General features: G+C 41.5%; 15 protein-coding genes and 2 pseudogenes. 4 read left to right on the top strand and 13 right to left on the bottom strand.

Annotation, left to right across the window (positions count from 1 at the left end):
- Nucleotides 1–11: 11 nt before the first annotated feature.
- From AC1D7X_RS11065 to AC1D7X_RS11075, 3 genes are all read right to left on the bottom strand, one after another.
- Complete coding sequence (locus AC1D7X_RS11065; protein ID WP_495457090.1) at nt 12–791, bottom strand: DODA-type extradiol aromatic ring-opening family dioxygenase; 780 nt, start codon at nt 789–791, stop codon at nt 12–14.
- Between the two features lie 93 nt (nt 792–884).
- Nucleotides 885–1715, bottom strand: coding sequence for an alpha/beta hydrolase (locus AC1D7X_RS11070; protein WP_495457091.1), 831 nt, complete (start codon nt 1713–1715; stop codon nt 885–887).
- Between the two features lie 133 nt (nt 1716–1848).
- Nucleotides 1849–2061, bottom strand: a complete 213-nt coding sequence (locus tag AC1D7X_RS11075) for a hypothetical protein (RefSeq protein ID WP_495457092.1) — start codon at nt 2059–2061, stop codon at nt 1849–1851.
- A 184-nt stretch (nt 2062–2245) separates the two neighbouring features.
- On the opposite strand from AC1D7X_RS11075, the gene AC1D7X_RS11080 reads away from it, so the two are divergent.
- Nucleotides 2246–2938 carry a DUF1129 family protein gene (locus AC1D7X_RS11080; protein ID WP_495457093.1) on the top strand — a complete coding sequence of 231 codons (693 nt, stop codon included), beginning with the start codon at nt 2246–2248 and terminating at the stop codon, nt 2936–2938.
- A 252-nt stretch (nt 2939–3190) separates the two neighbouring features.
- Here AC1D7X_RS11080 and AC1D7X_RS11085 read toward each other — a convergent pair whose 3' ends face one another.
- The 5 genes and pseudogenes from AC1D7X_RS11085 to uxaC all read right to left on the bottom strand — a co-directional run bounded on the left by AC1D7X_RS11085 (nt 3191) and on the right by uxaC (nt 9942).
- A complete protein-coding gene (locus AC1D7X_RS11085) occupies nt 3191–4096 on the bottom strand; it encodes a DMT family transporter (RefSeq protein WP_495457094.1) in 906 nt (301 codons plus the stop codon).
- 208 nt (nt 4097–4304) lie between these two features.
- Nucleotides 4305–5795: a UxaA family hydrolase gene (locus AC1D7X_RS11090; protein ID WP_495475233.1), complete on the bottom strand. Its 1491-nt coding sequence runs from the start codon at nt 5793–5795 to the stop codon at nt 4305–4307.
- Nucleotides 5792–7263 (bottom strand): annotated as a pseudogene (locus AC1D7X_RS11095) (tagaturonate reductase). Before AC1D7X_RS11095 ends, AC1D7X_RS11090 begins: the two are co-directional and overlap by 4 nt.
- A 174-nt stretch (nt 7264–7437) precedes the next feature.
- Nucleotides 7438–8439, bottom strand: coding sequence for a LacI family DNA-binding transcriptional regulator (locus AC1D7X_RS11100; protein WP_495475234.1), 1002 nt, complete (start codon nt 8437–8439; stop codon nt 7438–7440).
- Between the two features lie 99 nt (nt 8440–8538).
- Nucleotides 8539–9942: a glucuronate isomerase gene (uxaC, locus tag AC1D7X_RS11105; RefSeq protein ID WP_495475235.1), complete on the bottom strand. Its 1404-nt coding sequence runs from the start codon at nt 9940–9942 to the stop codon at nt 8539–8541.
- A gap of 196 nt (nt 9943–10138) precedes the next feature.
- Here uxaC and AC1D7X_RS11110 point away from each other — a divergent pair, with 196 nt between their 5' ends.
- Complete coding sequence (locus AC1D7X_RS11110; protein WP_495457098.1) at nt 10139–10615, top strand: DsrE/DsrF/DrsH-like family protein; 477 nt, start codon at nt 10139–10141, stop codon at nt 10613–10615.
- 116 nt (nt 10616–10731) lie between these two features.
- Nucleotides 10732–12237, top strand: a complete 1506-nt coding sequence (locus AC1D7X_RS11115) for an aminotransferase class V-fold PLP-dependent enzyme (protein ID WP_495457099.1) — start codon at nt 10732–10734, stop codon at nt 12235–12237.
- A gap of 101 nt (nt 12238–12338) precedes the next feature.
- Here the strand turns inward: AC1D7X_RS11115 and ilvA are convergent, their stop codons facing one another.
- Together ilvA and AC1D7X_RS11125 are read right to left on the bottom strand one after the other, a co-directional pair.
- Nucleotides 12339–13574: a threonine ammonia-lyase IlvA gene (gene ilvA, locus AC1D7X_RS11120; protein ID WP_495475253.1), complete on the bottom strand. Its 1236-nt coding sequence runs from the start codon at nt 13572–13574 to the stop codon at nt 12339–12341.
- A 335-nt stretch (nt 13575–13909) separates the two neighbouring features.
- Nucleotides 13910–14518 carry an alpha/beta hydrolase gene (locus tag AC1D7X_RS11125; RefSeq protein ID WP_495475236.1) on the bottom strand — a complete coding sequence of 203 codons (609 nt, stop codon included), beginning with the start codon at nt 14516–14518 and terminating at the stop codon, nt 13910–13912.
- Nucleotides 14519–14824: 306 nt separating this feature from the next.
- Here AC1D7X_RS11125 and AC1D7X_RS11130 point away from each other — a divergent pair, with 306 nt between their 5' ends.
- Nucleotides 14825–15661, top strand: coding sequence for a YitT family protein (locus AC1D7X_RS11130; RefSeq protein WP_495457101.1), 837 nt, complete (start codon nt 14825–14827; stop codon nt 15659–15661).
- Nucleotides 15662–16255: 594 nt separating this feature from the next.
- Here AC1D7X_RS11130 and AC1D7X_RS11135 read toward each other — a convergent pair.
- From AC1D7X_RS11135 to purH, 3 genes and pseudogenes are all read right to left on the bottom strand, one after another.
- Nucleotides 16256–17302 (bottom strand): annotated as a pseudogene (locus AC1D7X_RS11135) (transposase).
- A 473-nt stretch (nt 17303–17775) separates the two neighbouring features.
- Nucleotides 17776–19041, bottom strand: coding sequence for a phosphoribosylamine--glycine ligase (purD, locus tag AC1D7X_RS11140; protein ID WP_495475237.1), 1266 nt, complete (start codon nt 19039–19041; stop codon nt 17776–17778).
- A gap of 85 nt (nt 19042–19126) precedes the next feature.
- Entirely contained in the window at nt 19127–20674 is a 1548-nt protein-coding gene (gene purH, locus AC1D7X_RS11145; RefSeq protein ID WP_495457103.1) for a bifunctional phosphoribosylaminoimidazolecarboxamide formyltransferase/IMP cyclohydrolase, read from the bottom strand.
- Between the last annotated feature and the right edge of the window lie 142 nt (nt 20675–20816).

Here is a 20816-nt window from a genome sequence, read left to right on the forward strand (position 1 = left end):
GTACGCATGTACTATGAACCGAACATCCAACAGTTCAGACTAAGGTTGCCATATTGATATTCTTGAAATAGTCGTTTAGCTTTGCGTTCATCATCCGCCGCTCCCATCGCGTAGAACAATGGAATAAAGTGTTCTATTCCATAGGGTGGGACAGCTTGTTCTGCATATGGTGCTTTGTGCCGATAAGCGAATAACGATTTCAAATCCCATTCTTCGAGTTCCTCAGCTATCCAATGATCGAACTCAACTGCCCATTCATCCGTCTGTGCTCCCTCACTTATCGTTCGTAAGTTATGAACAATTCCACCACTACCAATAATAAGTACATCCTCTTTACGAAGTTCCGCAAGCATTGCACCGATATTATATTGTTCCTGGGGTGACCGTTTTGAATCGACAGATAACTCAATAACAGGAATATTAGCTTCGGGATATAACTTCTGGAGAATAACCCAGACTCCATGGTCGAGTCCACGACCTTGAATGGGAGTATATTTCAAATTGTTTTTTTTAAATAATTCATCTATTCGCTTGTTTAATTCAGGATCACCTTGAGCAGGATATGTGAGTTCATACATCTCCTCTGGAAATCCATAGAAATCATGCATTGTATTATGAGATATATCCATCGTCATCGACTGACATGGCGTATCCCAGTGTGCTGAAAATACCACAATGGCCTTCGGAGTTCTGAAATGTTGACTTAACCCCTGCAGAAACTGGGCATATTCATGATCCTCCAGAGCTAGCAATGGCGAGCCATGAGCTACAAATAAAGAAGGTATTGTCATTGATAATCAACCTCCACCTACAGTATACATTCCTACTTTATATTCTACCGTTTATGAAGGTATTTTACCAATACTGTCGGATCACCCATATTATCAAATCATCCAGTTCTGCCAGTCTTGTTGGAAACTTTCTTGTTCATTCAGCCATTCTTTTGTCCGATGAAGGAGTTGCTTACGATGAGATCCTGTAGAGAAAGTATGATCTGCTTGAAAAATAATCTCTTTATCACACCGTCCCTCAGAACGCATCCAGAATACTTTCTGGTATAGAAAGGCATAATCAACCGGAATAGAATCGTCCGATGTTCCATGAATTACCAAGACGTTTCCATTAAATTTACCTGCTTGTTGAAAAGGTTGAAACGGTGCTAATGACTCGAAGAAAGCTGGGGTTAACTCATACCCTAAATAATCCGAGAAGCCCGTCTTCACGGCTGTGTCATATATTTCCCGACCTGTGATCTTCACAATATCATTAAATGGATACCCAACAGCTGCCCACAGAACTAGATTCTTAACTCGCCGGTCACGTCCTGCCGTTAGAATGGCCACCGCGCCACCTAGGCTATGTCCAATTAGGGTTACTCGCGTAGGATCCACATCAGCACATGCTAATGTATAATCAAGTACGGCACGTGTCTGGTCAATCATGGATTCTAATCCTTCTTTGCCATATTCGCCCGTGCTTTCGCCACATCCGATATAATCAAATCTAACAACCATATATCCGTCTTCTGACAGTTCTCTTGCAGTCTTCACGAAGAGCCGATCTACTCCGATTCGACTGCCTACAAACCCGTGACAAATAATAACGAGAGGAACTCGTTCTTTACTACGTCCCTCTTTATTTGTTTTGGGAGCCGAATAGTGAATATTAGCTGTAATTTCCTCTTCTTTATGGCGGATTAATATGTGACGTTCCATGCTCATTCCCCCTACTTGTAAAGCGACTTTTCTATATACAAATAAATCCGATAAGTTTAATAAGAATTAACGGATTTATTGTATCATCGCTAAAAAGGGAATGTCAATGGATATTTACACTTTTCAATTCTTGTTATTCATAGCTACGAAGGAACATGTTATAGGTCTCTTTTTTCCCGTCCCAGTTATCGTCCATCGCATTCGTTCCTTGTTCAGAAGGAGCCTCCAACCCATCTTTTATTCCCATTTCTAATGCAAACTCTTCATTTGTCGATGTGATGTTGGTTTGGTCATCCGATAGTTGAGCAGATTTAAAGTTTAGATTGTGACCTTTATAAGCACTCATATAAGCTCCTCCTTTGTTTTCATGCTTGATTTAACTTCTTTATATATTTTGTGGATCAACGGATGCTTTTATACACCTGCACAATATTGACACAAACGCAGTCTTACCATTCCTGGCAACGAGTTCTCCTTGCCAACCATCTTTTCAGTTCATATACTTGAACTAGATAGGGGCGCTAACAAACATGACAATAAAAGCTATGATCAAAGAAAACAATCGCTTAAGAGAGCAGATGACACCTGAGAATAAGGACTACTTCGAGGACGTTGTCGTTTATTTCCGCACATGTAATGTGGATCAGGATCAAGGTGAGAAATTATTAATAGAATTAGCACATCAGCTTCTGGATGCACAAGAGAAGGGGATTACTGCACAACAGTTATTCGGGCCGGATGCCGAACAATATAGTCGCAATAAGGTTAGCAGTTTACCTAAAAGGAAGACTGTAGAGGGTATTCAATACTATGTGATGATTCCTTGGATCGCTTTAAGTTTGTTCTTTTTTATGGAGGCCCTTGTAGGTTTCGTAGCACAACTTGTTGGTGGTTCCATGGATACCTTTAATCGTATCAGTCTTTTATCACTCATTATTATCGCTTTAGGATCCATTCTACTGATTGAGGCTGTTACAAAGTTACTTAATCGTAATGGAGAACCCGAAGAGCAATTCGATCCTCATACAAATAGGAAGCGTGCAACTAAGCCTAGTCTTAATGTGAGAACGATCCTAATTTATATCATTGTAGTGGCTGTCATTATGATGATTGGTTACACATTACGTAACATGTTACCTGTTTTTACAATTCAGCCATGGGTTAGTCTAGCCATTTCCATTGTTGGGCTACTGGGATGGAAATTCATATTTAATCGAAAATAACCCTTCCCACCTAAGTTTTCACAACTAAAAATCATGATATTTGGTATTTTGTGACTTCAATACCTCCTAATTGGGTTAATATATACTATGAAATATACTATGAACCTATCATTGGGAGGCATTTCTAAAAAAATATCCGATCCTAGCCATTCAAATATATAATAAAAAAACCTTCTCTATACACCGCTGACATGGATGCCAGTTGTGTTTAGTGAAGGTTTTTTCCCGTATTCAATATAGATTCGTGGTTTACTAATCTGCTGATAATATCTTCTCTTGCTTCGGCTTATTTTTGCGACTAGCTATGAATACTCCAGTAAGAATAACTACTAACCCCACCAACAGTGTCCATCTAATATGCTCATCTAACAAAGTATATCCCCAGAGAATAGCGGTACAGGGAACAAGATAGGTTACCATCGTTGCAAATTCAGGGCTTCCTTTTTCAACCATGAAATAGAACAAGATATACGCAATACCTGATCCGAATACACCTAATCCAATAATCATCAGGATATTAGATAACGAAGTAAGCTGAGGTATAGAGACCTCTTCCATTGAGAATGCCATGATTCCACTTCCAATCATCGTGCACAACAAGGTTCCTAGGGTCATCTGATACATCGAGTATCCTAAGGTAAGAAGACTCTTGGATAGTTGAGATCCAATCGCATAGCAGAATGTGGCTGCAATCATACACCCGAATCCAATGAGATCTACCGAGATCAATGTCTCCGGATTGATATCCAGTAGAACCATTAGACCTATCGTTGCGATACCTATTCCGAGCCACTGCCTTCGACTCGATACAGATCGGAAGAACAACACCCCCACAATAATGGTCCATACTGGCGTCATTGCGTTTAATACGGATGCCATGCTACTTGGTAAGCGTGTCTCACTGAATGCAATCAGAGCCCATGGAATGGCTGTGTTAATCAACGCCATAATGGTCATCGGGACCCATGAAATCGACCGTAACCTAAATGGTTTCTTTAACCCAAGCATAATACATACAATAACCACTAGGCCGGCACCTGATCTTAAGAAAGCAATGGTCCAAGGTCCAAAATCATGAAGAAGCATTTTGATGAAAAAGAATGATCCACCCCAAATAAGACTAAGCGCGATAAGTGCTAAATATACAAGACGAGACAAAGCTATTCCTTCTTCCTATCACCGTAATCAACATGTCTGCCCCTAAATATACCACGCTACACATGCATCGAGTATCAGGAAATTACATAGACTAGCTTGTTTAATGAATAACCTTCATTACAAAATAATAGTCTCCATAAAGAACAGGGTGCCCCAAAAGCCCATGAACAGCTCTTAGGACACCCTTTTTCCCTATCTCTTAATGATCTTACAACGTCACACCCGACTTAAAAATAGCGATCTCACGGAAGTCGTTCTTCTCATTGTTGACCTGTTCGCCGCTCGCAATCGAAATGATGTAGTTCACGAACTGTTCTAACACCTCGTCAGGTGAGTCATCCTCCACAAGTGTCCCTGCATTGTAATCGATCCAATGCCCCTTCAACTTATATATCGCTGAATTGGTAGATACTTTGAGGGTTGGAACGAATGTACCAAATGGTGTTCCACGTCCGGTGGTGAACAACACTAATTGACATCCACTTGAGGCTAATGCGGAAGCGGCAACGAGGTCGTTACCTGGAGCACTTAGAAGATTCAACCCTTTGGTTTCTAACCGCTCACCATACTTTAGGACATCCATAACGACTGAAGTTCCCGCTTTTTGCGTACATCCTAAAGATTTATCCTCTAATGTCGTAATGCCACCCGCCTTATTTCCTGGGGAAGGATTCTCATAGACAGGTTGATTATAAGTCATAAAGTATTGTTTGAAATCATTGATAAGTGCGACGATCTTATGAAACACTTCCTCATTAGCGGCTCGCTCCATCAACAATGTCTCTGCACCAAACATTTCAGGTACTTCGGTTAGGACGGTCGTTCCACCTTGTGCGACTAGGAAATCAGAGAATCGACCTAATAACGGATTGGCCGTTATACCTGAGAAACCATCCGAGCCTCCACATTTCAAGCCAATTTTAAGTTCAGATAACGGAACATCTTCACGGTGCTCTCCCCCTGCGGCCTTATAGATTTCAAGAAGTAACTTCACACCTTCCTCCATTTCATCCGATACATCTTGGGATACTAGAAACTTCACACGCTCTTCATCGTAATCACCCAAGTACTCCTTGAAAGATTGCATTTCATTATTCTCACACCCTAGACCAAGAACCAATACACCTCCAGCATTCGGATGTCGAACGGCATTCTGAAGAATAGTGGTGGTATTCAGGTGATCATCACCAAGTTGAGAACAACCGTAGTTATGTTTAAGAACGAGCGTGTTCTCGAAGGGAGTGATGTCTCCTACTTCTTTTATAAATTTTTTTAGAATCCCCTCCGCTACCCCATTTACACAACCTACTGTAGGCACAATCCATAATTCATTTCGAATCCCAACCTTACCGTCTTTACGTCTATATCCTTTAAAAGTGAGGTTCTTCTGTTCAAATGGATTCTCACTCCTACGCGGCAAATAGCTATACTCTTCGATCCCTTTCAGGTTCGTCTTCGTGTTATGCGTATGAACCCAGTTCCCTATACCAATCTCTTGCGTTGCATGCCCGATCGGACAACCATATTTCATGACATGTTGATCCGTACCAATGGTTGTAATTGCGAATTTATGCCCTCGACTAACGGTCTCTTTCAGTACTATCGTCTGATCATGTACCTCAACCTTGTCGCCTTCATGAAGTTCTCTTAGAGCTACAGCTACGTTGTCATTTAGATTGATTCTCAGCGTCTCTTTCATACACGCTCACCTTCATACTCCATCATAAGATGTAATGCTTCTTGCATGCCCAATTGGTGAATACACTTGGTATAGTCGATCACGGATGCACTTAACCCATCAATTGAATTCAAGTCCAACTCCCAATGTGTCTTATTACCAAGTGCTGACATCACAACCTGATCGAGACCGATAGATGAACCATCCCAATCGTTCCAAAGTGTCTGATAGAAATCTAGGATAGGGGCATCATCGGACACCTGAAAATTTCTTCCCCTCTCTTCCCTTGATAGAACATGATGAGAGCAGCCAAAGAGAATGCTAACTTGGCTGGAATCTTCCCTGTTCTGTTCACATATTCCAGGAGAGAAGGTAGATTTCTAGTCTGGAATTTAGAGATCGAATTAAGAGAAATACTCATGAGATAGTGCTGCACAAATGGATTCCGGAACCGTTCAATCACATCTTCAGCAAAAGATGCCAGCTCTTCCTGTGGCAAATCAAGAGTCGGAATGATCTCTTGTTCCATCAGATCCTTGACATACCTCCCAACGACCTCATGATTGATAGCCTCACCTACAGTATCAAGTCCGTATAAATAAGATACAGGCATCATACCTGTGTGCGCACCATTCAGAATTCTGACCTTACGCGTCCGATAAGGCGCCATATCATCCACAACAAGGACATTTAATCCAGCAGCTTCCGCCGGGAATTCTTTCTTGATCCATTGTGGACCCTCGATTACCCATAGATGAAATTGCTCTCCCACAACAACAAGACCATCTTCATATCCCAGCTCTTCTGTAATCTCACGAATCGAATCCTTCGGATATCCCGGTACAATCCGATCTACGAGACTGGAGCAGAAAGTATTCGCTTCTTCGATCCATATAACGAATTCTTGCTCTAAATTCCAAAGTGTTGCATATTGAAGGACAACCTTCTTCAATTTATCCCCATTACGGTCAATCAGTTCACATGGAATAATAATTAACCCTTTGTCCTTGTCGCCTTGGAACTCTTGGTAACGTCGATACAAGAAAGCCGTCAATTTACCCGGGAAGCTACTCTGAGGTTGATCTTCCAACTTATCGTTAGGTTCATAAGCGATCCCAGCTTCTGTCGTATTCGAGACTACAAATCGAATATCCGAGCTTGCGGCTAGCGCCATATATGCTTGATGGTCGGTGTAAGGATTAATTCCTCTGCTGATACTACTAATCACAGCATGCTCCTTTACAGGTTTTCCTTCTTTCATACCTTGTAAATAGAGCGTATAAAGTCCATCTTGTTCATTCAGTTTATGAATCAATCCTTGCTCTAAGGGTTGAACGACAACGACACTCCCATTGAACCCAACTTCTTGATTCATTACATCAATCATCCAATCCACAAAGGCTCTAAGAAAATTCCCTTCCCCAAACTGCACAATTTTCTCTGGATAATTGGAAGAGTGTGTCCATGTACTTCGATTTAACATTGCCATGATATTAACCTCCATATATAGTTAGTCATTATTAATGCACACGTTAACATTTTTCTATATACATTTACCTTTTGTGATTTGTTTCACATTACATGATATTCAGAGTACAGTTTCTAAGGTACACGGTATCTTAAAAACTGTACTCTATACGCATGACAAGCTATTCTACAGATATCACGCCATGCTTCGTACAGAATCACGAATCTTCAGTTCTGTATCCACAAATACAACTTCACCTGGTTGTTTCGGTTCATCAATAAGCTCCAATATCTTCTTCGCACCCATCATACTAATCTGTTCAATGGGTCTCTTAACCGTTGTTAACGCAGGTGTCGTATAGTGTGCGAATCCAATGTCATCAAACCCGACGAGAGATAATTCTCGGGGAATATGTATCCCACGATCAAAAGCAGCTCTCATGGCACCAATGGCCATATCATCATTACTGCAGAATACGGCAGTAGGACGGGATACCAAGCCTAATAACTTCTCCATCGCTTGATATCCACTTTCCATATCATAACTACCTTGCAATATATACTCTTGAACGAGGGGGATTCGGTGTTCAATGAGTGCCTTCAGATACCCATCTTTACGCTCCTGAGTTGACTTGAATCCTTCGATCCCTTCAATCATAGCAATCTGCTCATGGCCTTGACCTATGAGATAAGAAACCGCTTCGTATGCTCCAGCTTTATCATTAGGTACGATATTGATCATCGAGGTGTCTTGTACTTGACGATTCAACACTACAAAAGGAATTCCGCTCTGTAATACATGATAGATAAAAGCATTATCCACATCGCTTTGACTCATCAGAATAATTCCGTCAAACCGTTTTTTATTGATCGAATTATAATCTTTATAGTTATCGATACCTCTTACGAATAAGTTGTAATTCTCACTAATGACACTATTCACACCTCGGATCACGTCTGAGAAGAAGCTGGATGAGGTCCCCGTTGTTATACTCGTGAAAAATACACCTACGGTGTACGATTTCTGCATAACCAAACTTCTGGCATTGTAATCAGGAATATAATTGAGCTGTTCCGCAAGATCAACGATCTTCCTTTTCGTCTCCGCTTTAATATGGGGACTATCGTTAAGTGCGCGTGATACGGTCGTATGTGAAACATTTGCCAGTTTGGCTATATCTTTTATCGTGACGGACATATAAATTCCTTCCTTGTGTAACAATCTGTAAGCTACATAAGGTTAACCCATCCTAACTGAAATCACGAGTATCCCTTAGTGAAGCATGAATTAACATTATCATAAAAATGAAAAGTATTCCTTCGCATTTCTATAGGAAATGCCCTCGACAATAGAACCTAATAACTCCATATCAGCCGGATATTCGCCATCTTCTACCCATTCTCCAATTAAGCGACATACCAGTCTTCTGAAGTACTCATGTCTTGTATAGGATAGAAAACTACGAGAATCGGTTAACATACCCACGAATCGACTTAACAATCCGAGATTAGAGAGTACTTTCATTTGGTCAAGCATACCTTCCTTGTTGTCGTTGAACCACCAGGCCGTACCGAATTGTATTTTCCCAGCGATACCGCCACCTTGGAAGCTTCCGATGATCCCAGCAATGGCGTAATTATCTTTTGGGTTCAATGAATAGAGAATTGTTTTGGGTAAAGCATCCTCTTGGTCTAAGCCATCAAGAAACTTTACAAGTGGCTTCGCAATATCGTTGTCATTCATAGAATCATACCCTGTGTCTGGTCCTAATTCATTCAGCATACGAGTATTATTGTTCCGCAATGCGTTCATATGCAATTGCATGACCCAACCTAACTCTGCATACAACTTTCCAAGAAACGTAAGCGTATATGTCTTATATTTCTTCTCATCTTCTAGCGTTAGTGACTCACCCTTCAGAACTCTGTCAAAAATAGCACCCGCTTCTTCTCTCGTTGTCTCCTCATGCATGACCGTATCTAACGCATGGTCAGACACCCGTCCACCGACAGAATGGAAGAATCTAACCCGAGATTCTAATGCCTGTAATAATACTTCATACTGATCTATGGTTGAACCATATGTGTCAGATAATCTGTCTACCCAGTTCAGGAATCCGTCTCGTCTAATCTCAAGTCCCTTATCTGGTCTAAAACTAGGTAAAACGCTTACATTAAAATCACTCAACTGCTTGATTTGCTGGTGATACTCTAACGTATCTGCTGGATCATCTGTTGTACATACGACCGTTACATTCGACTTCACAATCAAATCTCTTGCACCGAAACCATCAGCAGTTAATTGAGCATTTACCTTTTCCCAGATAGCCGGGGCGCTTTGTTCATTTAGGAGGTCATGTATTCCGAAGAACCGTTGTAACTCTAAATGTGTCCAGTTATACAGAGGATTCCCGATTAGCATCGGTACCGTGATCGCCCATGCGATAAATTTATCGTAATCACTTGCATTACCTGTTATATATTGTTCTGGAACCCCATTCGCTCGCATGGCTCTCCATTTATAATGATCCCCATACAACCAAGCTTCCGTAATGTTCTTAAACTTTTTATTCTCGTAAATCTCCTGCGGATTTAAATGGCAATGATAGTCGATAATAGGCATTCCTTTAGCGTAATTTTCATACAAATGGACCGCTGTATCCGTGGTCAGTAGAAAATCTTCTCCCATAAACTTTTTCATGACATTCACCATCTCTTTTACATGAATTTGGGTAATCATAATCAATTATGAACCATTAACAACCCATAATGTTAACGTGAACATTTAACAATCATAGTGTATCTTACTTCATCTTCAAATTTCAATACGTTTTTTCGCATATCTTGGAACACCTTGTCTCATACTACTTACATTTCCAATTAGAGGAGGCATTAGTGTGAATAAAAAAATGAATTTACTTATGTTCAGTGGAGATTACGATAAAGCGATGGCTGGCTTAATCCTTGCGAACACAGCAAGAGATATTGATGTCGATGTAACGTTATTTTTTGCTTTTTGGGGACTATTTCTAATCCGAGATCCGGATAAAATGACACTTGAGGATAAGACCATTTATGAAAAACTGATGTCCGTCATCACGCCTAAAGGTCCCGAGTCACTCCCCTTATCCAAAATGAATTTCAGCGGTCTGGGAAAATGGATGCTAGAAGAAATGATGGAGGATCAAGGCGCACCACAGCTTATTCATTTCCTGAAAGGTGCCAGAAAGAAGAACATTAAGTTCTATGCTTGTAAATTGTCCGTAGAGATTATGGGCTTCAAGCCCGAGGAGTTCCTACCGGAAGTTGAAATCATTGATGCTCAAGCTTATTTGAGAGATGCTCTTGAGTCAGATATGCAATTGTTTATTTAAATATTTAAGCATTTCATCAGTGTTACAAATTTATTTTAACTAGGCTTTAACCCACCGCGACATTCAGACATATACTGAAATCAAAATCATGTCAGGTTATGTTGGAGGAATCGTTCGTGCCTAATGTACATCGCAATGACCTAACCGAGGATATCAGTTCACGTTCATTGACACCCTATTTTGAAACATTCCGTAACCATACCATTGGTTCAGACTTCTATTTCGAATCTCCTTACGGTAGGAAGCAAGTCATTTATGCGGATTGGACAGCTAGCGGACGTCTGTATCGCCCTATTGAAAACCATATAGCGGAGTTCTTTGGCCCCTACATGGCTAATACGCATACAGAATCGACTATCACAGGCACTACCATGACTAGAGCCTACAAGGAAGCACGAAACATCATTAAACGGCATGTCCATGCCAACGAACAGGATATTCTTATTAATACGGGTGCAGGGATGACCTCAGCAGTTAACAAGTTACAACGTATTCTAGGACTTAGAATACCTGAGTGGCTTAACAGCCATTATTCCATCTCTGAAGAGAATCGTCCGGTTATTTTTATGAGTCATATGGAGCACCATTCGAATCAGTTATCGTGGTCGGAGACGATCGGAGATGTCGTATGTCTTGAACCAGATAATCACGGACAAGTGGATCCTGAGATATTAGAACAAGCTTTAATCAAATATCGCCATCGCACATGTAAAATAGGTTCTTTTACTGCATGTTCCAATGTAACGGGGATTCAGACACCCTATCATACACTAGCCCGAAAAATGCATGAGCACGGTGGAATCTGTTTCGTTGATTTCTCGGCAAGTGCGCCCTACGTCGATATAGACATGCACCCATCTTCTCCCTGGGAACAACTCGATGGTATCTACTTCTCACCACATAAGTTTCTGGGTGGCCCTGGAAGTAGTGGTGTGCTGATCTTCAACTCACGGCTCTACAACAATCTCATTCCGGATCATCCGGGAGGTGGAGCGGTATCTTGGACGAACGCATGGGGTGGACGTCAGTATTATACAGATAAGGAAGCTCGCGAAGATGGTGGGACCCCTCCCATTCTACAGACCCTTAGGACGGCACTCTGTCTTCAATTAAAAGAACGTATGGGAACTACACAAATAATCCAACGTGAGGGGGAATTTACCTCTATTCTAATGAACGAGTTAACTCAGACCCCAGGGGTATTTGTATTGGAGAATCAAGTGAAGGAACGCCTTGGCATCATCTCTTTTATTGCACATCGCATACATTATAACTTGTTCGTTAAATTACTTAATGATCGCTTTGGAATTCAGGCACGTGGTGGTTGTTCCTGCGCCGGTCCATATGGACATTACTTGTTACAGATTAATGAGAGTACTTCAAAGGCAATTTCAGATCAGCTAGATCAAGGTGATCTAACCAACAAACCGGGATGGGTTCGTTTATCTATTCACCCTACAATGACACATCAAGAAGTTCATACCATTTCGGAAGCAGTTCGTTCTATTCTAACAAATATTGAAATCTGGAAGCACGACTACCACTATGACTCATCTACGAATGACTGGACCCACAAATACGCTTCACATCAAGTAAGTCTAGATGAATTATTCACTTGGTAGAGACTACCCTGGAGATAACAATATGGACAGTAGCACAAAAAGGCGTGATACAATTTTTTGCATTCACACCTTTTTGCTGGTTTTCTATTCTATTTAGAAATTTAAAAAAGTAGATTGAATAAATTTAAGTCTTTATTAAGCTCTGTATAGTCGAATCCTTTGCGATTCATTCGTTCAATTAATGCGGCATAGTCATCTTTTTCATCTAATTCAATACCTACGAGAGCTGGTCCATTTTCTTTATTATGCTTTTTCGTATATTCAAAGTTTGTAATATCATCATCTGGACCTAGTACATCCTCGAGGAATTCACGTAATGCTCCCGCACGTTGTGGAAAATTAATCATGAAATAATGTTTGAGTCCTTCATAAATAAGAGACCGTTCCTTGATCTCCTGCATCCGAGCTATGTCATTATTCCCTCCACTAATGATACAGACTACCGTCTTACCTTCAATCTGTTCCCGATATAAATCCAATGCTGACACGGGTAGTGCTCCCGCTGGTTCTACAACGATAGCATTCTCATTATATAGTTCTAAGATCGTCGTGCATGCTTTGCCTTCAGGTACCTTCACGACATCATCAAGCGTACGTGAACAGATATGGTAGGTCATATCTCCTACCCGCTTCACAGCAGCGCCATCAACGAATTTATCGATCTCATTCAGTGTCACTACTTCTTTACGTGACAACGCTTCACTCATTGAAGCTGCTCCTAATGGCTCAACTCCAATCATTTTCGTCTGAGGACTAACTGTCTTGATATATGTACCTACTCCCGCTGCTAGTCCACCTCCACCGATCGTCACAAAGATATAATCAGCAGCAGTATCTAGACTTTCCATCACTTCCATTGCAATCGTTCCATTACCTGCAATAATGCGTGGTTCATCAAATGGGTGAATAAATGTCATACCCTGCTCATCACAGGTCTTCATCGCTTCAGCATAAGCATCATCATACGTATCACCAATCAATACAACCTTAACATTCTCACCGCCGAACCGTCTAACCTGCTTCACTTTTTGGTTAGGTGTCGTACTAGGCATATAAATTTTACCTTGAATCCCTAGTGTTTTACAGGAAAAAGCCACACCTTGAGCATGATTACCTGCACTCGCACAGACGATCCCCTTAGCCAATTCTTCCTCAGTAAGATTGCGAATCATATTATATGCGCCACGGATCTTAAACGACCGTACCACTTGTAGATCCTCACGCTTCAGATAAACGTTACAGTTATATTTAGCGGAAAGTACCGCATCCCATTGTAAAGGTGTCCGTACAATAACTTCCTTTAATACATGATGTGCTCGTACGATCTCTTCCATCATGACTGGGACCTGCTTCTGTGGGTTAGAGAATGTCTTTGCCTTAGTTGAATCTACTATAGCTGATTTCTTAAGAGATTCTTCCGTGTGATCTGTATTGGTTTCTTCGTTCATACCTGTCATCCTGCTCCTCATTCCAATATCTATGTATACAACTGACATTGCTTAATTTTGTTCTACTTAATAACGTACTCTTTTCACGCTTGTTTTTCAACCGTGTCATAGGATGTAATACATGTTATACGACTTATACATGATTAGTTTATATATTATTAAAAGCCCTTCATCTACTATAGATGAAAGGCCTATTTCACTCCGGGTAAATATAATTAACCTAATTAACTAAAGTTCTTCTCGAACCATACTCCAGCTGCATCGACCTCTGTCCGGCTCAATTGGTGACCATTATTCTCCCAATGAACGTCGGTTACAGCTCCAGCACCTATCAACAAGGCTTGAAGATCCTCAGATTCTTGTGCAGGGCACATCTGATCATTCCGTCCTGCTCCAATAAAGACAGGTATACCCGACAAATCAGGTAACACCTTATTGCGTAGTGGAACCATGGGGTGATGCAGTATAGCCCCTTTAAAAGCATCTGCATAATGAAACAGTAGACTTCCAGCAATATTAGCACCATTCGAATATCCTACGGCTACCATGTTACGACGATCTATTCCGTATTTGGCTGCGGCATCATCTAAGAATTGGTACACTTCTTGAGTACGATTGACCAAATCTACTTCATCGAAGACACCTTCGGCTAACCGTCGAAAGAAGCGTGGCATTCCATTCTCGAGGACATTACCACGAATACTAAGAATAGATGATGTCGGTGATATCATCTCTCCAATAGGTAACAAATCTTGTTCATTACCTCCGGTACCATGAAAGAGTACAAGAATAGGTGCGGAAGTGTCACTTCCTTGTTTGAATATATGCTTCAAAACGTATCCCCCAAGTCATTTTAATGAATACTAACTCAACAGCGAAATATTATTTTAATATTAAGATTATTAAACTAAGGATAAATGAAAAAAGGTTATATTGCAAGCCAATACATTTCATGACAATCCTTTTTACTCGACGATAGGATGTTGACTTTTGCCATACCATGGGATTCCTGTTTTGCGTTTATACGTTTTTCATTGACATATGCATAAATGGGAGTTACGATTTATACTTTGCGGACTATTTTTTGCACTAATTTCTTCAAGTTATTTTTGATCCAACACACAAAGGCGGGCTTTTCAATGAAAAAGAAAGTGATTGATATTCTTTTTATTATCTTAGGTACTTTTTTCTTCGCACTAGCGGTCAATCTATTCGTTATTCCAAACGAATTTGGCGAAGGTGGCGTTACAGGTTTAACTATTATTTTTTATTACCTTTTCCAATGGTCCCCAGGTCTAGTCAACTTAATTATTAATTCATTCTTACTTATTGCCGGTTATAAATTTCTGGACAAAACAACAACCATTTACACGATTATTGCTGTACTATTTAATTCCCTCTTCCTTCATTTAACTGTGAACTGGAGTATTCCTTCAGATGAACTTATTCTGAATGCTTTGTTCGGCGGTGTCTTTACAGGTGTAGGAATCGGAATGATTATACGTGTGGGGGGTACTACTGCTGGGACTGCTATTCTAGCAAGAATGACCAACAAATATCTGGACTGGAACATAAGTTACTCGTTACTGTTCTTCGACCTCATTGTTGTTTTCTGCTCTTACTTTATTATTGGAGCCGAGAGTCTCATGTATTCGATTGTTATGCTCTATGTCGGTACCAAGGTCATGGACTTCATCATTGAAGGTCTAAACCCTAAAAAGGCTGTTATGATCATTTCGAAAGAACAAGACAGAATTGCTGAGCAAGTAAATAATGTCATGGAACGAGGCGTTACCGTACTATCAGGCCACGGATATTATACAAAGAGCCCTAAAGAAGTCCTTTACATTGTAATCAGCAAACAAGAAGTATCTGCGCTCAAGAAAATCGTTAAAGCTATCGATATCGATGCTTTTGTAACGATCCATGATGTACGTGACGTGTTTGGGGAAGGGTTTGTAGATATTTCGAAATAGGCATGATTGAAAAAATATTTTAAAGAATATGCATATAACGTGCGCTACGATGATGGATTGTCCTTACGATCGCTGTTGCCCTCAGATTTCTTGATTATACCGCTATAGCGGATGAAATCCGAGGGCAAAGGCGAACGCTTCCGCTTCTACAGAACAATTCCATCCTCTCCGCTAAATATGCAGATTCGGGGATCAATAGTTTTTCAATTTCGCTATTTGCTCCATGGTATATAAAGAAGGCCTTCCTATTGCCAGGAAGGCTTTTTTAACACAATTAAATCATAAAATGAATTAAAGGCGATTTTTCATTCAGAATCGAATGGAGAATCGCCTTTATTTGTATTGTGCCTTGCATGTGCCATGCAAGGAGACCTTAGGAAGATGCAACATCATATCTTAAATAGCTATCGATAGACTTAGCATAAGAGATCGATGCTTGGAATCAAGGCATACAACGCCTGAATTATTTATACGAGCATTTTGTATAATCCATTTTTCAAGAGAGAGACAAGGTTAGACCTCATACTAATTGAGTTTTTGAGAGAGTGTAGGCGTAAATGGACAGACGGGCAGAATTTTCGGAAGGTTGAAAATTTAAGCGGCGTTTGTGACTCGTTGTCTCGATACAGCCAGCGCAGAAGCAAGAAGCACAATCGCATTCAAATATTGGTGAGTCGTGACTTTTTGAATGCCCCAAACATGCAATTGGTCTGCGGTTAAATAGGTCTTCATTCGAGAGTTACAGCGTTCTACACTGGTTCGCTTGTTGTAGAGTTCCTTCCACCCCCTGCTTTCTCGGTGCGGCATCGCATAGCGGCGAAGGTCTTGCTGAGTGTCGACCTTGACCACCATCCCATAATTGGAAGTGGAACAAGCCGCCATACCCAAAGGGCACTCAACTTTACCCGTGGCATGCGGACAACGGAATTTCAAACGTTCGTTCTCCTGGCCCCAATACGTCATCGCAAACCCCATCGAACAGCAAGGTGTTCCTTTGGTTGTCATGCCAGCAGGCGGTTCTTTTTCATTCCGTGGATTCATTGGAATAATCGCTTGGGCCTTCACATTTCGTGCAGCCTCGTAGTTCTTCACTTGATCATAACCCGCATCCAACATGAAAAATCGGGTCTTGAATCGGTCGACGGTTTGCTTCATGAGTGGGGGTCCCTCGTCCCCATCATTCACATGTGCGGGTGTAACTTTTAGGGCAATCGGAAGTTCACTCTTGGTATCGACGGCCAGATGCAGTTTGTAGCCAAACCACTTGACTTTATTGCCAAAGGTGTCGAGCTTCACTCCCCAGTTGGCATTGCCTGTAAGTTCGCTTTTACGTTTCGGTTCTTTTTTCTCATAGGCGCGGATCGATCCAGTCGTAACCCACACTGGTAACGGAAACGAAGGTCAAATTCGAGTCTGCGTTGCAAGCCGGTGAACGTGTCAATGTTCTCCAAAGGGGCAGCGAGCAACGCGCGGAGAATTCCTTCGCGGCAGTGGCCATCCGCTCCTCGGGGTGAAGGATTTCTCAATTTTTTTCGCGTAAGGACGAAGGTCGAGTGCACTGATAAAGAAAGGTAGTCGTTCTTTAGAATCGATTTTTTGCAGTTCCTCAAAGGAAAATAGACTTTCTTGGAGAATATACATAGTGACTTCACTCCCTTGGGTTTTCTCGTTTGGTCACTTGAAAACTTCTCCAAGTTGGGGTGAAGTCCTTTTTTATGCTCAAAAATCCTATGTGCACCAAGGGCTTAGATTAATGCAAAATGCTCAAACAAAAAAAAGACATCTTTTACACAAATAGATTGTGCAAAGGATGCCTTGAACCTAAAATCCATACTTGCAGAAAATGAAGAATACTATGCGTAGTAGCGAAGAGGACGGAATTGTCCTGAAGAAGCTTTAGCGTTCGCCTTTGCCTGCTGATTTAAACCGCTTCGAGCGTTATATAATCAATAAATCAGCAGGCAACAGCGATCGTAAGGACAATCCGTTATCGTAGTGGTATCCTACGCAATGTATGGAAGTTTTTATTAATTCCGCTCGTGTTCCCCCGGTATTGCATGACATCATATTCTATCTATTTCTCATATGTCTAACATCTTTACGATTCTCATGAATTAAATAAGTGCCTTCGCCGCTATGTCTGTACGAAGATGTTTACCTTCAAAGTTAATATGTGCTGCTTCACGGTATGCTTTTGCACGTGCCTCAGCGATGTCTGATCCTAAGCCTACGACGCCAAGAATTCGTCCACCGTTTGTGATCCACTCATCAGTCTCATTCTTTGCTGTACCTGTATGGAATACGAGCGCATCTTGCACCTCATCTAATCCATTGATCACGATACCCTTTGGATAGGCGGCAGGATAACCTCCTGAAGCCAACACGACACATACCGCTGCCTCATCGCTCCACTCGATCTCAATGTCAGCCAGTGTTCCGTTCACGGCTGCCCACATGATGGCGAGTAAGTCACTTTTTAACCTAGGCAGTACAACTTGTGTCTCTGGATCCCCAAAACGTGCATTGAATTCAATCGTCTTCGGCGTTCCATCGGGTGAAATCATCAGACCTGCGAACAGTACTCCACGAAAAGAACGTCCTTCCGCAACCATCGCCTTAGCCGTAGGTTTGATAATCTTCTCAATGGCTTCTTCAATGATCTCTGAATCGATATGAGGAAGGGGAGAATAGGTTCCCATTCCTCCTGTGTTAGGTCCTTGATCGTTGTCGAATACCTGCTTATGATCTTGAGCTGCGACCATAGGTCGAACCGTCTCACCATCTACGAATGCTAGAATCGACATTTCTTGACCCGCAAGGAATTCCTCAATCACTACACGGCTTCCTGCGTCACCAAATACTTTGTCCACCATGATCTCATGTAATGCCGATTGCGCTTGTTCCATTGAAAAAGCAACCGTAACACCTTTACCTGCTGCGAGACCATCCGCCTTTATAACGATTGGAATTTGCTGATTCTGTAGATATGCCTTTGCATCCTCGTAATGACCGAACTTCTCATAGGCTGCTGTCGGAATATTGTATTTGTGTAGCAAATCTTTCATAAAAGTCTTGCTACCTTCGATAACTGCTGCATTCTTACGTGGTCCAAATACCGGAATATGCTTAGCTTCAAAAGCATCTACGATCCCGTCCACTAAAGGATCGTCTGGTCCAATGACAACAAATTCAATCTTCTTCTCGATAGCGAAATTTGTTAATTGATCGAAATCATGAACAGCAATCGGTACACATTCTGCAATCGTGCCAATTCCAGCATTACCTGGAGCGCAGTATATACGTCCAGCTTGAGGGCTCTTGGCTAACGCCCATACGATGGCGTGTTCACGACCTCCACCACCTACGACCAATATGTCCATGTTTGCCTCTCCCTCTTCGTACCCTTTTTCAAAACTCCATTCTTATACGACTCTAGAGCATTAACACTATTTGTAAAACGATGATCTAGTGTTTAAAATGACGCGCGCCCGTAAATACCATTGCAATCCCATATTCATTGGCTACTTTAATGGACTCTTCGTCTTTGATCGATCCACCAGGTTGAATAATGGCAGTAATACCTGCTTTAGCCGCCAATTCGACTGTATCTCCCATAGGGAAGAACGCATCAGATGCGAGTACCGAACCTTTTGCCTTATCTCCTGCCTGTTCAATGGCAATCTTCGCGGAACCCACACGATTCATCTGACCTGCACCTACACCCACTGTCATATTATCTGCGGCAAGTACAATCGCATTAGACTTCACATGCTTAACTACTTTCCATCCAAACAACAACTGCTTCAACTCATCCTCTGTTGGTTGACGATCTGTAACCACCTTCAAGTCTGACGCATCCACGGAATGGACGTCACTCTCTTGAACGACCATTCCACCATCGATAGAGGTGAACAAGAACTGACTATTACGTTCTTTCGACGAACCGAATTCACCCATCTTCAATAGACGAATGTTTTTCTTCTTTGTTAGAATCTCAAGGGCTTCTTCTGTGAAGTCTGGTGCTAGAATAATTTCTAAGAAAATCTCTTTAAGTAGTTCTGCTGTATCAGCATCAATCGTGCGATTCGCAGCCACAATTCCACCAAAGATCGAGGTTGGATCAGCGTTGTAAGCTTTTTGATAAGCTTCACATACATTGCTTCCGGTTCCAACACCACAAGGATTCATGTGCTTAACAGCAACGACCGTAGGTTGATCATATTCTTTTACAATCTGAAGGGCTGCATTAGCATCATTGATATTATTATAGGATAACTCTTTACCATGAATCTGCTCTGCTGTCGTCAGCGTACCTTCAGGTGCTAATGGTTTACGATAAAACGCCGCTTTTTGGTGCGGATTCTCACCATAACGTAAGTCTTGTATTTTCTCATAGGTCACTGTCAATCGTTCTGGCAATGGGTCACCTGTTACATTCGATAAATAATCAGAGATAAGGGCATCGTAAGCCGCTGTATGGCGGAACACTTTTGCTGCGAGCCGTTTGCGTGTTTCCAGTGTTGTGTCTCCATCCTTACGGATTTCTTCAAGCACTGTACTATAATCGCTAGAATCTACTACCACACTGACAAAGGCGTGGTTCTTAGCACCTGAACGGAGCATGGTTGGTCCACCGATGTCGATATTCTCAATAGCTTCTTCATATGATACGTCTGGTTTGGTAATGGTTTCTTGAAAAGGATATAGATTTACGACCACTAGATCGATATAGCCAAGATCCAATTCTTTCATTTGTTGTTGGTGTTCCACATTGTCACGTACCGCTAATAACCCACTGTGTACGGCTGGATGTAATGTTTTGACACGACCATCCATAATTTCTGGGAACCCTGTCACTTCTGAAATTCCAATGACTGGCACGCCTTCTTTAGCAAGTAGACTGCTTGTGCCCCCCGTTGATATGATCTCCACACCCAATGCAGACAGCTCGCGGCAAAAATCTACGATTCCCTGTTTATCCGACACGCTGACTAAAGCTCTCTTTATACTCACGAATAGGATCCTCCTTTATATTGACGAAATGTCATGACCTGTCGCACTACACCTGACCATCTGTCATGTTAAAACGATAGCATTCGATTGTTCGAACAATATTTCCCGAGAAATATCGAATTACCTTGCAACACTACTTCCT

Source organism: Paenibacillus sp. Y568 (genome assembly GCF_059445545.1).

What these genes read in the sequence shown, in the direction of transcription:
- AC1D7X_RS11100 (WP_495475234.1), bottom strand. Translation starts at nt 8,439, where the DNA reads ATGTCCGTCACGATAAAAGATATAGCCAAACTGGCAAATGTTTCACAT.
- AC1D7X_RS11070 (WP_495457091.1), bottom strand. Translation starts at nt 1,715, where the DNA reads ATGGAACGTCACATATTAATCCGCCATAAAGAAGAGGAAATTACAGCT.
- AC1D7X_RS11090 (WP_495475233.1), bottom strand. Translation starts at nt 5,795, where the DNA reads ATGAAAGAGACGCTGAGAATCAATCTAAATGACAACGTAGCTGTAGCT.
- AC1D7X_RS11075 (WP_495457092.1), bottom strand. Translation starts at nt 2,061, where the DNA reads ATGAGTGCTTATAAAGGTCACAATCTAAACTTTAAATCTGCTCAACTA.
- AC1D7X_RS11080 (WP_495457093.1), top strand. Translation starts at nt 2,246, where the DNA reads ATGACAATAAAAGCTATGATCAAAGAAAACAATCGCTTAAGAGAGCAG.
- uxaC (WP_495475235.1), bottom strand. Translation starts at nt 9,942, where the DNA reads ATGAAAAAGTTTATGGGAGAAGATTTTCTACTGACCACGGATACAGCG.
- AC1D7X_RS11065 (WP_495457090.1), bottom strand. Translation starts at nt 791, where the DNA reads ATGACAATACCTTCTTTATTTGTAGCTCATGGCTCGCCATTGCTAGCT.
- ilvA (WP_495475253.1), bottom strand. Translation starts at nt 13,574, where the DNA reads ATGATGGAAGAGATCGTACGAGCACATCATGTATTAAAGGAAGTTATT.
- purD (WP_495475237.1), bottom strand. Translation starts at nt 19,041, where the DNA reads ATGGACATATTGGTCGTAGGTGGTGGAGGTCGTGAACACGCCATCGTA.
- AC1D7X_RS11130 (WP_495457101.1), top strand. Translation starts at nt 14,825, where the DNA reads ATGAAAAAGAAAGTGATTGATATTCTTTTTATTATCTTAGGTACTTTT.